The 15781-nt window shown below is 56.2% G+C and carries 14 protein-coding genes; 9 read left to right on the plus strand and 5 right to left on the minus strand.

Features of this window, described 5'->3' with window-relative positions:
- Positions 1 to 214: 214 nt before the first annotated feature.
- Together xerC and M0974_RS02795 are read left to right on the plus strand one after the other, a co-directional pair.
- The gene (gene xerC, locus M0974_RS02790; protein WP_297832450.1) at positions 215 to 1132 is read left to right on the plus strand and encodes a tyrosine-type recombinase/integrase; all 918 of its coding nucleotides are present in this window, start codon (positions 215 to 217) and stop codon (positions 1130 to 1132) included.
- 464 nt (positions 1133 to 1596) lie between these two features.
- Complete coding sequence (locus M0974_RS02795) at positions 1597 to 2925, plus strand: OprD family porin (RefSeq protein WP_297832453.1); 1329 nt, start codon at positions 1597 to 1599, stop codon at positions 2923 to 2925.
- 76 nt (positions 2926 to 3001) lie between these two features.
- Here M0974_RS02795 and M0974_RS02800 read toward each other — a convergent pair whose 3' ends face one another.
- The 3 genes from M0974_RS02800 to M0974_RS02810 are packed head-to-tail and all read right to left on the minus strand — an operon-like array spanning position 3002 to position 6040.
- Positions 3002 to 3889 (minus strand): LysR family transcriptional regulator, encoded by an 888-nt coding sequence (locus M0974_RS02800; protein ID WP_297832456.1) that lies wholly within the window; start codon positions 3887 to 3889, stop codon positions 3002 to 3004.
- Between the two features lie 57 nt (positions 3890 to 3946).
- Positions 3947 to 4699, minus strand: coding sequence for an Asp/Glu racemase (locus M0974_RS02805; RefSeq protein ID WP_297832460.1), 753 nt, complete (start codon positions 4697 to 4699; stop codon positions 3947 to 3949).
- A 21-nt stretch (positions 4700 to 4720) separates the two neighbouring features.
- On the minus strand, positions 4721 to 6040 hold the full coding sequence (locus M0974_RS02810; RefSeq protein WP_297832463.1) for an MFS transporter: 1320 nt from the start codon (positions 6038 to 6040) through the stop codon (positions 4721 to 4723).
- 327 nt (positions 6041 to 6367) lie between these two features.
- Between M0974_RS02810 and M0974_RS02815 the strand changes: the two genes are divergently transcribed.
- The gene (locus M0974_RS02815) at positions 6368 to 7024 is read left to right on the plus strand and encodes a hypothetical protein (RefSeq protein WP_297832466.1); all 657 of its coding nucleotides are present in this window, start codon (positions 6368 to 6370) and stop codon (positions 7022 to 7024) included.
- 62 nt (positions 7025 to 7086) lie between these two features.
- Here the strand turns inward: M0974_RS02815 and M0974_RS02820 are convergent, their stop codons facing one another.
- Positions 7087 to 7638, minus strand: coding sequence for a cysteine hydrolase family protein (locus M0974_RS02820; protein WP_297832469.1), 552 nt, complete (start codon positions 7636 to 7638; stop codon positions 7087 to 7089).
- 104 nt (positions 7639 to 7742) lie between these two features.
- Here M0974_RS02820 and M0974_RS02825 point away from each other — a divergent pair, with 104 nt between their 5' ends.
- A complete protein-coding gene (locus M0974_RS02825) occupies positions 7743 to 8777 on the plus strand; it encodes a GlxA family transcriptional regulator (protein ID WP_297832472.1) in 1035 nt (344 codons plus the stop codon).
- Here the strand turns inward: M0974_RS02825 and M0974_RS02830 are convergent.
- Entirely contained in the window at positions 8734 to 9351 is a 618-nt protein-coding gene (locus M0974_RS02830) for a TetR/AcrR family transcriptional regulator (protein ID WP_297832474.1), read from the minus strand. The two genes, M0974_RS02825 and M0974_RS02830, sit on opposite strands and share 44 nt — an antisense overlap.
- A gap of 208 nt (positions 9352 to 9559) precedes the next feature.
- On the opposite strand from M0974_RS02830, the gene M0974_RS02835 reads away from it, so the two are divergent.
- From M0974_RS02835 to M0974_RS02855, 5 genes are all read left to right on the plus strand, one after another.
- On the plus strand, positions 9560 to 10687 hold the full coding sequence (locus tag M0974_RS02835) for an MFS transporter (RefSeq protein WP_297832491.1): 1128 nt from the start codon (positions 9560 to 9562) through the stop codon (positions 10685 to 10687).
- A gap of 46 nt (positions 10688 to 10733) precedes the next feature.
- Entirely contained in the window at positions 10734 to 12110 is a 1377-nt protein-coding gene (locus M0974_RS02840; RefSeq protein WP_297832477.1) for a CoA transferase, read from the plus strand.
- A 148-nt stretch (positions 12111 to 12258) separates the two neighbouring features.
- On the plus strand, positions 12259 to 13356 hold the full coding sequence (gene ddlA / locus M0974_RS02845; RefSeq protein ID WP_297832481.1) for a D-alanine--D-alanine ligase: 1098 nt from the start codon (positions 12259 to 12261) through the stop codon (positions 13354 to 13356).
- A gap of 191 nt (positions 13357 to 13547) precedes the next feature.
- Positions 13548 to 14873, plus strand: coding sequence for an LLM class flavin-dependent oxidoreductase (locus tag M0974_RS02850; protein WP_297832484.1), 1326 nt, complete (start codon positions 13548 to 13550; stop codon positions 14871 to 14873).
- A gap of 224 nt (positions 14874 to 15097) precedes the next feature.
- A partial coding sequence (locus M0974_RS02855; RefSeq protein WP_297832488.1) for an NtaA/DmoA family FMN-dependent monooxygenase occupies positions 15098 to 15781 on the plus strand: 684 nt, incomplete at its 3' end.

The following is a 15781-nucleotide window of genomic DNA, read 5'->3' on the forward strand; positions in this document are numbered from 1 at the left end:
GGTCGCCGGACTCATTAAGTCCATGGGTTTGGCGCCCATAGACCTTGGTCCATTGAGCAGTGGCGGTCGATTGATGCAACTGGGCGGTATTTTCAACGGCGCCGAACTATTGAAGGCTGATGGCCGGTAAAAAATAGTGTTTTTGGTCAATGGGTTAGCGGCGAACGTTGTCTGCTGTAGAGTGGACGTTTTCACCCATTGAGGCCGCTGCCCCATGTCCTTGTGTGAGGTACAGAATCCGTTGGCGCTCTATTTGGCGCGGTTAGCGCCGTCGAGTCAGTTGACGATGAAGTACGTGCTGCAGGACGCCGCAGATCGATTGGGGTTTGCCGACACGGACATTCACAACGTGCCTTGGCATCAACTGCAACCGGGGCATGTCATCGCCTTGGTAGCGACCTTGCGCGAAGATGGGTACGCGCCCAACACCTCGTCGCTGTACGTGAACGCCATACGTGGCGTGACCAATGAAGCTTGGCGACAAAGCCTGATCAGCTATGAGCAATTGCTGAAAATGCGCTCAGTAAAGCCGATCGCAGGCACACGCTTGCTCAAGGGTAAAAATATCCGGCGAACGTTGATTCGAGAGTTGATGGATGTCTGTGCCGCCGACCCCAGACCACAAGGTCGGCGTGATGCTGCGATCATCGCGATTCTGTATGGCTCGGGCATGCGTAAGTCCGAGTCGGTAAACCTCGACCTGGCGCAAGTCGACTTTGGCGAACGTAGTTTACAGGTGACCGGCAAAGGCAATAAACAGCTGATCAAATACGCGCCAGCCTGGGCTTTCGGTGTGCTTAATGACTGGCTCGAACTGCGCCGCTCTTGCTTGCCAGAGGGGCAGCGCGACGACGCCTTCCTGTTCAACCGCATTCGCCGGGGCGCCCACATCACCCGGGAGCGGATCACCAAACACGCGATTTACTTCATCACCAAGCAACGTGGGCAACAGATCGGTATGGACATCATGCCCCATGATTTTCGCCGTTCATTCATTACCCGAGTGATCGAAGAACACGATTTGTCCATTGCCCAGAAGCTTGCCCACCACACCAATATCTCTACCACCGCCAGCTATGACATGCGTGACGACAATGAGCGCCGTCGGGCTATTGACCGGTTCGATCTTTAAAATAAATTGATGATCTGACAGCCGAAAAAAAGCCACCGCACAAAAGTGAGGTGGCTAAAAATGTGTTACCAAAGGAATGATGAAGTGGAGCAGCCAAATCGGTGCTTTCTGATGCGGAGTCAGAAAGCGGTCGAGGCGTGATCGGTCATCGAGGCGAACTTTAACATCCATAGTGTGTAGACAACTATTACGTTAGTCGATAACGACTATCGATTGAATCAACGCCGACATCGAGGAACTTCGATGTTAAAAATTGAACCGCGAGGGGAGCATCCCTGCAATCTTGACGATAAAAAATAGGGCAGGTAGCCCGTGTTTCGCCGTGAATCAATCACACGGTATTTAATGTACTAGCCATCTGCCGAAGCTCAACTATCGCTATTTCATTCGCCTGAACTCAGGGGGTATTTCTGTTGCTCGTGTGTTTGATGGCGATGGCATATTAGAATCAGGGGGCAATAAAAATGATGTCTGTTAAGTGGAATCTCGTGACACTAGCGGTCTCTCTTGGCATAAGCCAGTTGGCAGTGGCCGGGGTAGTCAGCGACCAGGCCGATGCGAAAGGATTTGTTGAAGACAGCAGTCTTAACGTCCACCTCAAAAACTATTATTTCAACCGCGACGGTAAAAATGGCAGCGGCGACCGCAAGGACTGGACGCAGGGTATTCTGGCCAACTACAGCTCGGGTTTCACTCAGGGCACTGTCGGCTTTGGTGTTGAAGCGTTTGGAAACTGGGCCTTCAAGCTTGACGGGGGCGCAGGGACTTCGGGTACGGGGAACTTGCCGGTGCGAGCCAACGGCGAACCTGAAGATGAATACGGTCGGGCTGGCGGTGCACTGAAAGTGCGGATTTCCAAAACCGAATTGCTCTGGGGTAACTTGCAACCGACGGCACCAGTCTTTGCCGCTGGTGGCTCGCGACTGTTCCCACAGACGGGTACTGGTTTTAATTTGCTGAGCAGCGAGATCAAAGGTCTTGAGCTTGACGCTGGGCACTTCACGGGTGGCAACGGTCCCGTCACGACCAACAGTGACCACGACTTGTTCGCCTCTTACGCCAACGTGGCGGCCAACAGTATCAACTATGCGGGCGGCAAATATGCGGTCACTGATGCTCTGTCACTGAGCCTATATGGCTCTGAGTTGGAAGATATCTGGCGTCAGTACTATGCGAACGCGAACTACACGTTGCCGCTCACTGATGTGCAATCGTTAAACTTTGATTTCAATATTTATCGTACTAATGATGAAGGGTCGGCCAAGGCGGGTGACATCAGTAACACCGCGTATTCTCTTGCCGCGGCTTATAGCTTCCTGACAGCGCATACGGTCACCATCGCTTACCAAAAAATCCACGGCGATACCCCATTCGACTATGTGGCGTTTGGTAAAAACGGTCCTGGCGATACGGCTGACTCAATTAACCTCGCCAACTCCGTTCAATATTCTGACTTCAACGGTCCTGGCGAGAAATCCCTACAGGCGCGTTATGACCTGAACATGGCAAGTTATGGCGTCCCGGGCCTGGCGTTCATGGTTCGTTATATCCACGGTGATGATATCGACGGGACGCACATGGCGGCCAACAGTCCTTATCGCGCTTATGGCTATGGAGAAGATGGTAAGCACCACGAAACCAACCTTGAAGCCAAATACACCGTACAAACTGGCCCGGCCAAGGATTTATCCTTGCGCATGCGTCAGGCATGGCACCGTGGCAATGCTGATCAGGCCGAAGGTGATATCAACGAGTTCCGTTTGATCGCCGATTACCCGATTTCGATTTTCTGATGACATAAAGTCGCTCTCATATTGGATTTACGGTGTATCCGAAATCCCCGTGGGAGCGACTTCATTCGCGAAGTTTTCAGCCTTCTGATGCCAGCATATGATCGAACAGCAACCGTGCAGTAACGGACAGTGCTTCACGCGAACGTACGCACATGGTCAATTCACGGGCCGCCCACGGTTCATTTAAGGCGAGGGTTTTTGCCTGCTTAATGGCATAAATATCGATGCTGCCTTGGGGCAATATCCCGATCCCGATCCCCGCTTGAACCATCAGGCACAAGGCATCGTAACTGGACACTTCCATGCGCAACTTGAGCGAGCGTCCGACGTCGCTGGCCGCTTTGATCATTTGAAAGTTTAGATGGGTGCCGCTGCGCAGTGCTACGTACTCATGGTCGAGGGTTTCAGCGAAGGTCACGCTGTCGCGCGATGCCAACGGGTGTCCATCGGGCACCAGCAGCACCAGCTGATCAGTACGAAACGGATAAACCTCAACGTCCGAGCCATGCGGTAAACGGGTGAAAACGCCTATGTCTGCGCGATTTTCGGCGATGCCCTTGGTGATCGCCAGGCTTTCCTTTTCTTCCAGTGTGATCTGGATCTGCGGGTAGAGGTCCATGAAGGACTTCAGCAGCGAGGGCATGAATTGGGTGATCGCCGAGATATTGGCGAGCACATGGATAGAGCCGCGTCGGCCGTGGGAAAAGTCATGCATCTGTACGACGATTTCGTTCAGGTCGTTGAGTACGCTGCGGGCCATGTACAACAAGGAAATGCCCGCGGCCGTAGGAGTAATGCCTTTGTTGGTACGCACCAGCAACTGGGAGTTGAGCAGTTCTTCAAGCTCGCTCAGGCGTTTGCTAACCGCCGCTGCAGCGATGTGTTCGCGTTTAGCGGCGGCGGCAATGGTGCCTTCTTCAATGACACTGACAAACAGGCGCAACGACACAGGATCGAGTTTCATAAGGGGCAGCGGGCTCAACTGTTTAGACTGTGCCAATGTTACCCCGTTACGTCGGTATCAGAACGCGCCAGAAAGCAGATAGCCTGCATTTGGCACTTGAGCTTTCAAGCCCAGGGTTTTCAGGATCTGGTAAACGGTGGCGACGGAAGCCGACAACACCGGCATATCGATACGGTCCTGAACCACTTGGATCGCCGGCAGCGATGGCATCTGTACGCAGGCCGAAAGCACCACGCCGTCGGCTTGACCGATGTTCAGGCGGTCGGCGTGGGCCACCAGATTCATCGGGTCCAGACGGCCTACCGCGAGGTTGTCGGAAACTTCCAGGCTGATGGAGTCTGTGACTTCAATCCCGGCGGCTTCGATGTAGTCGATGACCTGTTGGGTGAGCGGCTTCATGTAGGGGGTAATCAGCGCGATCTTTTTGTAGCCCAGCACATTCAAGCTGTCGATCAGCGCGCCTGCGGAACTGAGTACCGGAGTTGGAGCGTTGTTGCCCTCAACGGTTTTGCTCAGGCGTGCCTGGGACACTTTGTGATAACCGGGGCCTTGGCACATGATCGCCACCAGGCAGGCGTAAGCCATGACGTCAACCCGTGCGTCGCTCAGTTCCAGCGCGCAACGGTCACTGTCGACGTCCATCTTTTTCAGTTCTTCCGGGCTCACTTTCATCATGCGCATGCGTGCCGAGTGGAAGGTGAAATGCTCTTCAGGGAACAGCGAGTAACGCGAGGTCAGCATCGCTGGAATTTCAGTTTCCATGGTGGTGTTGGAGCTTGGAACGATTTGGCCGATACGAAAGTTTTTCATGGTTCAGTCCTTCTCTAGAAGTCAGTTGCCGCTGGTTAGTTGAGCGCCCTTGGTTTCCTGAAGCGTGAACACCATGACGGCGGCAATCGCATAAGAAACAGAGGCAAGCGAAATGGTCGCGGTGAAGCCCACAAGCGGGATCAAGACGGGCACCAACTTGATCCCGGCAATGGCGCCGACGCGGCCGAAGTTGAAGCAAAAACCTGATGCGGTAGAGCGGATGCTGGTCGGAAACAGTTCCGAGTACCACGCCCCGAAACCGCTGAAGTAGCCGGTAAAGAAGCCCAGCAACGCCGCGAGGGAGCCGAGGGTGATCACGTTCTGTGTGGTGAACAGCAGCTTGCCGTCGGTCAGCGGCATCAAGGTTGCCGAGTAGGCAAACACCGGCACCATGATTGCCATGCCCGCAAAGAAGATCGCAAATGACAGACGTCGGCCAATGGCTTCTGCCAAATAGCCGTAGGCCAAGTAACCAATGGTGGCGCCGATGCCGATCCAGATGATGAACACCGGAGCCTGATCAATGCGCACGTTGAGGATGTTCTGCAGGTAAGCCGGCATAAAGGTCATGATGATCCAATAGCCGTACATGCCGAGTACCGAGATACTTAAGCCGAGCAGAGTCATCTTTAAGTACTGCGGACTGAAGATCTCTGTCAGCCGGCCTTTCTTGGTGTTTTGGCGCATGAATTCGCGGTTGGCCAGCCAGACGGGCGACTCCTTGACGAACAGCATGATGAACACCAGCGTGAAGTAGGCCGGGATCGAGGCGTAGATAAACAATGATCGCCATGATTCCGGGTCGTCGGTCTTAAGAAAGGTCCAGGCGAATATCGCCGCCAGAAGACCACCGCCTGACCAGCCGGTTTGCATGACGGCAAAGGCCTTGGCGCGACCGGCCGGTGGCCAGATCTCCGAGACCAGTGCTGCCGCCGCAGACCACAACCCGCCGACGGCAATCCCTACACAAAAGCGGCAAACGTTGAGCTGCCACAAGCTGTCTGCGTAGCCACACAGCAGGGTGCCGGTGCCGTAGACGAACACCGACAACAACATGGTTTTTTTACGGCCGATTTTGTCGGCAATATTGCCCAGGAAAAAACCGCCAATGCCGGTCGCCAAAAGGAACCAGGCAACGGTGGAGACTACATCGCCCATGCCGACCGAAAAGCTTTTCGCAACGGCCAACAGGACAAAGCCAAAAACGGTTGCGTCCAAAGCGTCGAATAACCAGGCGGCCCAAGAGCCTCCCAGCGTCAGGTAACGTTCACCTTGAGTAAGGTTATTAGCGCTCGTCGTGGAAGACGGTACTGCAGTCGGGCTCGCAGTTATGGTTTTCATCGCATTCTCTCGTCGCTATCGACTTCTTGTTTTTGCGGACTCACCCAACTGCGGCGCGGCAGGGAATGAGCAGTCATGTGAGAGCGATACTATGAGTGCCGGTTTGTGCCGTATATCAGGCATTGGCGAAGCTGCCATCGTGGAATGCGATGGCAATCGCTTGCCGAGCGGCGGCAATCAGCTGCCTTTGTTGTGTCGGTTTTTATGATTCTGGTGACGGAGGGGAGCTGAAACCGGGCTGCGCAGCCGTTATCCGCTAATTGGCACGTGCTTTGCTCCTGCATGTGCAGATGTATTTCTACAGCCGCACTTATTGGAGTAATTGAAATGAGTTTTATCAGTGGCCTCGGTAGGACGGACTATTCAATTCCGGTAGTGCGTTCCACCTCCCAGTCGCCCGAAGCTGATTTCCTCAGTCTGAACGACTCGACGGTTCAACCGATTGCGGTTGGCAGCAGTGCCAGCTCTTCGGCCCAATCGAGTGCGTCCAGCCAACAGGAGCAGGACCGTGAAGAAGCCTTCGCGAAAATGATGGTCAACCTGCAAAGTTCGACCGGCCAAGTGACCACGCCGGACAGCAGTGACAGCAGCAATGACCTTTCTGTGGCCTCCGCTGTGGGTGGCCTGACCGGCGTCGGCAACACAACAAGCAGCAGCACCCAAAGTGCTGCGGACGAGTTCAAAGACTATATGTCGCTGACGCCCGCCCAGAAAATGCGTTACAGCGCATTGAAAAGCATGGGGCTGACCGAGGCTGACGTTAAGGCCATGTCACCTGATGCCGCTGCCAAGGTAGAAGCCAAAGTTACCGATATGATCAAGAAACATACTGAGATGCAGGCTACCGCCACTCCAAGCGGTGGTGCGACTGGTTCTGGCACCAGCGCAGGCACGGATGACAAAGGGACGTCGTTCCTCAACAGCGCGTTGGTGAAATTGACCCAGGAGGCGAACGATACAAGCGCCAAGCTTGACCTCGCTTAACCCTGATTCATGCACTAAAAGCCTGTGCCCGCCTTGTTGCGGGTGCAGCGCTTTGCCTGGTTTTACCACTCGGTAAGAAACTGCTCGGTCGACACTACGCTCGCGTAACCGAATCCAAGCGCCGCCATGAAAGCCCCATGTACTTGCGCAGCTGGGATCGTCTGGCCGTTGAATTCCAGGTCGCGAGCGGCACAGGCGTCGTGGATTACCGTGACTTTATAGCCGAAGTCCGCAGCGGCGCGGGTCACGGCATCAACGCACATGTGGCTCATGCTGCCAACGATGGTCAGATCAGTAATGGCGTGGCGTTCAAGCAGCGCGGCAAGGTCGGTTTCGAGAAACGAATTAACCCGATGTTTGAGAATCACCGGCTCGTCAGGACGCTTTGCCAGCGTGGGGTGCAACTGCGCGCCCTCAGATCCCGGCGTGAAGAATGGCGCGTCGTCGCTGGCGAACTCGTGTCTTATGTACACCACCAGATCGTCAGCCAAGCGTGCCGCCTCAATCAGACGTACCGCGTTATCTGCCGCTGCCTCTACGCCACTTAGTGGCCATTTACCTCCGGGGAAGTAGTCGTTCTGAATATCGACTACGATGAGCGCTCGTTTGGACATGGTGTATTCCTCATGGTGAAGGTGGCTGGGTTGGGACTCATAGTGGTCCTATCAACCCCTGTTGAGGATTGGCCAGAATGACAATATCGAGGGCTAAACTGACAATGGCAGAACGTGTGGAGGTCGCCGAAATCGGGTTATTGATATACCCCGGCGCGCAGATGGCCGCCGTGCATGGTTTGACCGATCTGTTCGCGGTGGCTAACCGCATGGTCCTTGAGCAGCCGGGCGCTAATTTGCCGCGCTTGCGGGTCAGCCATTGGTCCACGGCAGCGGCAGGCACCACGGTTGAGCGGGTGTTCGATAGCCAGCCGGCAGTGACCGGTCGACCGGTGGTGGTACTGATTCCGCCATCGTTGACCGATATGCCTGCAGCGAATTCATTGCAGATGTCGGCAGACTGGGTGACCCAGCAGCATCAGGCCGGCGCAATTATCGGGTCGGTGTGCGTGGGTGCATTTTTACTGGCTCAGACCGGATTGCTGTCTGGCCGGACCGTTACCACTCATTGGACTCAGGGAAAGGCACTGGGCGATCAATTTCCCTTGCTTAAGGTTGATGTCGACAAACCTATTATCGACGACGGCGATGTGATCACCGCGGCTGGGCTAATGGCCTGGGCCGAACTGGGGTTGAGGGTCGTACAACGCTTGTTGGGGCCGAGCATCGCCATGACCACCGCGCGTTTTTTGGCGATCGAACACAACACCGGCGCCGGGTGTGGCGGTCATTTTGCGCCCATCCTCAGCCATGGCGATGAAGCGGTGCTCAAGGTCCAACACTGGTTGCAAGGCGGCGGCGCGGTGGACGTTTCAGTCAGTGACATGGCCAGCCAAGCCAATCTGGAACAACGGACGTTTCTGCGCCGTTTTCGCAGCGCCACCGGCCTTAAGCCAACCGAATATTGTCAGCATCTGCGCGTAGGTAAGGCACGTGAAATGCTTGAGTTCACTACTCGCACTGTCGACCATATCGCCTGGACCGTGGGCTATCAGGACCCAGGCGCATTTCGTTCGATCTTCAAGAAAGTGACTGGGCTCTCACCGAGCGATTACCGTGGTCGCTATGGCGCTGGTGTAGGCGCCAGTGGATCGGTCACCGTTGCGCATTCATCGCGTCGTAGTCCCAAACCCTCATGACTTGATCAACCACGGCACCCAGCGCGGAGTAATCCGCACCTTCTCGGGCTTGAATCGTCAGGCCCTGGATGCAGGTCTGGAACAAGGTCGCCAGCGCATCTGCCTCGGTAGCGCTCGACAGTTCACCGGCATCGATAGCTTTTTGGATGCAGCTGCGAAGCCCATCCCACGTGCGTTTGCGGTCATCTGCCAGCACTTTTTGAAGTGCCTGGCTGTCGATGGGACAGGTCGTGGCGGACAGAATCAGCAAACACCCCGGCGGATGATCACGCTCCGTCTGCATCCGCGCGGTGTTGTGCAGCGCTCGATTGACGGCCTCTCTAGGCGCCAATTGTTCATCGCGCAAGCTGTCCATCACACGCCCATGGGTCGCTAGATAACGCGCCAGGACTTCCGCGAATAATGCCTCTTTCGAGCCAAACGCTGCGTAGAAACTCGGTGCCGAGATATCACCCATGCACGCCTTGAGCTGTGCGAGCGAGGTGGATTCGTAGCCTTTCACCCAAAACAGCAGCAGCGCTTTCTCTAGCGCATCGTTTCGGTCAAAGCAGCGTGGTCTGCCGGTTCTTGCCATTTCAATCCCCTTGTAAGCTGATTTAAATACTAATCGATATAAAAGTAGTTTGACCAGCTCCATCCAACTGGCATAACTTCTGTACCAATCGATATTTATTTTGCGAAGGAAGATACCGCCAGTGAGTGAACAGATCGTTTTTGAGCCCTTGCAAGAGGCGCAGACCAGCGTACAGAGGCTGCCGTATGCGGCACTGTTGGCGTTTGCCATGACCGGGTTTATCGCCATCATGACCGAAACCCTGCCGGCGGGGCTGCTGCCGCAGATTGGCAATGGTTTGGGGGTGTCCGAGGTATTTGCCGGGCAACTCGTGACGTTATATGCCATAGGGTCACTTTTGGCGGCTATTCCGCTGACCGTTGCCACTCGCGGGTGGCGGCGACGACGGGTGTTGCTGATGGCCGTGGGCGGTTTTTTACTGTTCAACAGCATCACGACGCTTTCAACGCACTATGGGCTGACGTTGTTTTCTCGCTTTATGGCTGGTGTTGCTGCGGGTTTGGCCTGGGGGTTGTTGGCCGGTTATGCGCGGCGGTTGGTGCCGACCCATTTACAAGGCCGTGCGTTGGCCATCGCCATGGTCGGCACGCCCATTGCCCTGTCGTTGGGAACGCCTGCAGGCACGTGGCTGGGTAACGTCATGGGATGGCGGGCATCGTTCGGCATCATGTCGGCAATGGCCTTACTTTTGTTTGGCTGGATTCTCTGGGCGGTACCGGACATGCCGGGGCAGGCCGATGGTAAGCGCCTGCCGCTCGGTCAGGTTTTTCGCTTGCCTGGCGTGCGGCCGGTGCTGTTCGTCGTCGTCATCTGGATGCTCGGTCACAATATTCTCTATACGTACATCACACCGTTTCTTGTGCCTTCGGGATTGGCTGGTCACGTCGATCTGGTGTTGCTGGTGTTCGGTGTCGCGGCGCTGATAGGCATCTGGATCACTGGATTAATGGTTGACCGCTGGCTTCGGCCACTGGTGCTGGTCAGTCTCGGTCTACTTGCAATAAGTGCATGGGTTTTGGCAATGGCGGCCAGTTCGCCAACGGTTATTTACCTGTGCGTTGCGGCGTGGGGGCTTTCATTTGGTGGCGCCGCTACGTTGCTGCAAACCGCTGCGGCTGATTGCGCGGGCGATCATGTTGATGTCGTGCAGGCGATGTTGACTACCGCCTGGAATCTGGCCATCGCAGGGGGTGGCCTGATCGGTGGGGTGCTGTTGGACAGGGCAGGGGCGGAGTCATTCCCGTGGGCGTTGCTGCTGCTGGCGGTGATTGGATTAATTACGGCGGTGCTGGCCCGCCATCACGGCTTCAAACCCGGTCGCCGTGCACACGCCTAAAAGCTATGTAAAACTGCGGGCCAAGCGTTTTTCTCTGGGGGGCGTCATGAGCAATGTCGAGCGGTTGCGAGACCTGTGGTGGTTGTCCGGGTTGCCCTCAGAGGCACTGGAATTTGCCCACCTCAAGGGCCATGACCCGGTGTTTCCTTCTTCATTTGCTGTCGGCAGCGCCGGGCAGGTTTCCATAGCCGCTGCCGCGCTGGCCGCCGGTGAATTGGGCCAGCTACGTGGCGACGCTCGTCAGCAGGTTGATGTCGACATGCTGCACGCTGCCGTTGAATGCAGCGGTTGGTTCGCCCTCGATGGGCGCGTGCCAAACCAGTGGGATGATTTTTCCGGGCTGTATCGCTGCGCTGATGGCTACGTGCGAGTACACGCAAATTTCGCCCACCACCGAGAAGGCGCGCTACGTCTGCTGGGGTTGTCTGCGTCTATGACAACCCGCGCTGAAGCCGAGCAGGCCCTGTTGAAATGGCGCGCCCTGGACTTTGAACAGGCCGCCGCCGAACGCGGCTTGGTCGCCACGGCCCTGCGCAGCTTTAAGCAATGGGACGCCACGGCGCAGGGTCGGGCCATTAGCGCCCAGCCACTGATGACGCTCTCACGAATTGGCGATGGCGCACCCTTGGCTCTACCTCCGTTGGCACACAATGATCGGCCGCTCACCGGCATCCGCGTTCTCGACCTGACGCGGATACTCGCCGGGCCGGTGGGTAACCGCGCGCTGGCGTCTCATGGGGCTGACGTGTTGTTGATCAACTCACCCAACTTGCCGAACATTGAGGCCATTGCCGACACCAGTCGCGGCAAACGCTCCGCGCACCTGGACTTGCAGACGGAGCATGGCCGCGCGGCCCTTTGGCAGTTGATCGATGGCGCCAACGTGTTTTCGCAAGGCTATCGACCGGGCGGTCTCGCAGCGTTGGGCTATTCCCCCGAGGCATTGGCCGAGCGTCGCCCCGGCATCGTCTATGTTTCCTTGACCGCTTACGGCACCCAAGGGCCATGGGCGGGGCGACGAGGTTTTGATTCACTGGTGCAAACCGCCATGGGCTTTAATCACGCCGAAGGCGAATCCATGGGCGACGGTCTTCCTCGGGCACTGCCCATGCAGATCCTCGACCAGGCCAGCGGTTACCTGATGGCCTTCGGCGCAGCGGCGGCACTTTGTCGGCAACAAACGGAAGGCGGCAGTTGGCACGTGCAGGTTTCATTGGCGCAAACCGGACACTGGTTGCGCAACATGGGGCGTATCGCTGACGGACTGAGTATCGACACCCCCGACTTTGATCCCTATCTGGAAAACTCGATCTCCGGCTTTGGTGAGCTGCGAGCCGTCAGCCCCAGTGCGCAATTGGCGCGCAGTCCAGCAGGGTATAAGTTGCGGTCGATGCGCCCGGGAAGTGCCGAGCCAACCTGGTGAAAGTGGGCGCCACGGGTGGGGCGTTTCATTTTTGAAAGATCGCGGCACATGCGCTGGTTAAAGGCCGCTTTTGCTCGCGGAGTTGGGTACCATCTTGTCCGATGGAATGACCGTCTTTGGTACCCAACAGAATAGTGGACGCATCAGTATGAAAAAAATAAGGGTGGGCATCATTTTTGGCGGTAAATCCGCTGAACACGAAGTGTCATTGCAATCGGCGAAAAATATTGTCGACGCCATCGACATGCAACAGTTCGACGTCACCTTGCTGGGCATTGATAAGCAAGGCGCATGGCACGTCAACGATGCCTCAAATTACTTGCTGAACAGCCAAGACCCTGCCCGTATTGCGCTTAACCGCTCTAATCAGAATGTCGCGTTGATTCCGGGCCAGTCCCATCACCAATTGATTGAAAGCCGCGATGCCAGTGCATTGTCGCAACTGGACGTGGTTTTTCCCATCGTGCATGGCACCTTGGGTGAAGACGGCTCGCTGCAGGGGTTGCTGCGCATGGCGAATATCCCGTTTGTGGGCAGCAGCGTACTGGGCTCAGCGGTGAGCATGGACAAAGACGTGGCCAAACGCTTGTTGAGGGATGCTGGCCTGTTGGTAGCGCCTTTCATTACCCTCACGCGCATCAATCGCGATCAACATGGCTTCGAGTCAATCAGCGAGAAGCTGGGCCTGCCGTTATTTGTTAAACCTGCGAATCAGGGCTCTTCTGTCGGTGTGAGTAAGGTCCGGACTGCAAGCGAGTTCGCCCAGGCACTGGACCTGGCATTTGCTTATGACCATAAAGTACTGGTGGAATCAGCCATTGTCGGTCGTGAAATCGAATGTGCGGTACTCGGCAACGAGCGTCCACACGCCAGCGTTTGCGGCGAAGTCATCCTCAGCGATGAGTTTTACTCGTACGACACCAAGTACATCAACGAGCAGGGCGCAGTGGTTGCGGTTCCTGCCGAGCTGTCGGCTGAGGCCAGCGAACGCATCCGGGCTATCGCGGTTCAGGCGTTTCAAGTGTTGGAGTGCCAAGGCATGGCGCGCGTTGATGTATTCCTGACGCAAGACGGCGATGTAGTGATCAATGAGATAAACACCTTGCCGGGTTTCACTAACATCAGCATGTACCCGAAACTGTGGGCTGCCAGCGGCGTGTCATATACGGATCTCATTACCCAACTGATTGAACTGGCGTTAGAGCGTCATCAACGGGACAGCGCCTTGAAAAGCACCGTCCGTTAAGCGTTGTTTCCAATAACCAGGGAGGTTTACCGGCAATCGACGCAATCCTCACGTGGCCCGCCATGGTGCGAACCATGAACGTACCTAATGGGCATGACATCAATAACGCATAACCTTGGCAGATTTGGTTATTGGACTGAAATTATCCAGGCGTCAATTCTTGGGGACTTTTGCATTTTGAGTTCCCTGTTATGACTTCTCAGCGCCAACTTAAACTTGGGGCGTTCATGCGTCCCGTCAGTATCCATACGGGCGCCTGGCGTTACCCAGGCGCCTTCAGCGATGCCAATTTCAATTTCGCCCATCTCAAGCGCTTTGCGCAAACGCTCGAGCGGGCCAAGTTCGATGCTTTCTTTATGGCGGATCATTTGGCGGTGTTGAACATGCCGATCCAAGCGCTCAAACACAGTCACACGGTGACGTCGTTCGAGCCCTTTACCTTGCTTGCGGCGTTAAGCCAGGCGACTGAGCGGATCGGTCTGGTAGCCACCGCGTCGACCACCTTCGACGAACCCTTTCATATCGCGCGCAGGTTTGCCTCGCTTGACCATCTGAGCAATGGTCGTGCCGGGTGGAACATCGTCACCACGGCTAATCCCGATGCCGCGCTTAATTTTGGTCTGGAGCACGCCTTTGCTCACGACGAGCGTTATGCCCGGGCCCGGGAGTTTTACGACGTGGTGACTGGGTTGTGGGACAGCTGGGCAGATGATGCATTTATCCGGGATACGCACAGTGGAATATTCTTTGATCCGGCACGCCTGCATAACCTGAATCACACAGGCAAGTACCTGTCGGTACGTGGCCCGCTGCATATCGCCCGCCCAGTGCAAGGTTGGCCAGTGATCGTGCAGGCCGGTGCCTCTGAACCGGGTCGGCAATTGGCAGCAGAAACTGCCGAAGTGGTGTTCGCCGCCCACGGCACGCTTGAGGAAGGGCAGAAGTTCTACGCTGACGTCAAAGGTCGCATGCAGCGGTTGGGACGTCAGCGGGAGCATTTGAAGATCCTTCCCGGCGCCTTTGTCGTGGTGGGCGATACCGTTGAGGAGGCGCGGGCTATTCGGGCGAAACTCGACAGTTTGGTGCATTACGACAGTGCGATTGCATCGCTGTCCATTGCGCTGGGACACGATGCAACAAAGTTCGACCCTGATAAACCGTTGCCCCACGTGCCGGACACAAACGACAGCAAAAGCTCTCGGGAGCGCGTCATTGCCCTGGCCGATCGTGAGCAGCTTACCGTTCGGCAACTGGCCCAGCGCTTGGGTGGCTACGCCGGGCTCTCGTTCGTTGGCACTGCGCAGACCATTGCTGACGAGATGCAGGAATGGCTTGAGACTGACGGTTCGGATGGTTTCAATATCATGTTCCCGTGGCTGCCCGGCGGGCTGGATGACTTCGTCGCCAAAGTCATCCCGGAGCTGCAACGGCGGGGCATTTTTCGACGCGAGTACGAAGGGACGACCCTGCGGGAAAACCTTGGTTTACCGAGACCGGAGAATCAGTTTTTTCGTTGAATCCGGCCATGGACGCTGCGGATAGAACTAAGTGGCAACCGACCGTTGCACAACTGTTGATGGGCCAACACCCAGCCAACAGATTGCCGCCTTAGTCACAGCGACAACTATCGGTGGCTCTACGCAACGCGCTGAAGTTAGCGGGTTAGTTCGTATGGCATGGCGCGTGCACTACCTATGCCTTGATCACGCGAGTGAATTTAAAGGTCCGGGAGAAGTTGTATATGCGCAAACAGTTGCACGTCAATTTGTTCGAGATGAACTGTGTGAGCCATATTGTTCATGGCTTGTGGGTCCATCCAGAGAACAATCGACACCGCTTTAACGATCTGGACTATTGGACTGAACTCGCTCAGTTGCTGGAATATGGCACCTTCGACGGGGTGTTTCTCGCCGATGTAATAGGCACCTACGATCAATTTCGTGACGGACCGGAAACCGCCTTGCGCGAAGGCATGCAAATTCCCAGTAATGACCCGCTGCTGGTGATCCCGGCCATGGCCGCAGTGACGCGCAATCTGGGTTTCGGTGCGACGTTTTCCACCACCTACGAGCCGCCATTTGCCTTTGCCAGACGTATGAGCACCCTGGATCATCTGACTAAGGGGCGGGTGGGCTGGAATATCGTCACCTCGTACCTGCCCAACGCCGCGCGTAATTTTGGCCACGACACTGAAGTGGTTCACGATCATCGCTACGAGATCGCCGACGAGTACCTGGACGTGCTTTATAAGTTATGGGAAGGCTCGTGGGACGATGACGCGGTGATTCAGGATCGAGAGCGGCGTGTCTACACCGACCCGAGCAAGGTGCGTTATATCGACCATGTTGGCGAGCACTTTAAAGTAGCGGGGCCGCACTTGTGTCAGCCATCGCGGCAACGTACGCCGGTCTTGTTTCAGGCCACC

The sequence above is a fragment of the Pseudomonas sp. genome (assembly GCF_026224925.1).
Lineage (GTDB): Bacteria > Pseudomonadota > Gammaproteobacteria > Pseudomonadales > Pseudomonadaceae > Aquipseudomonas.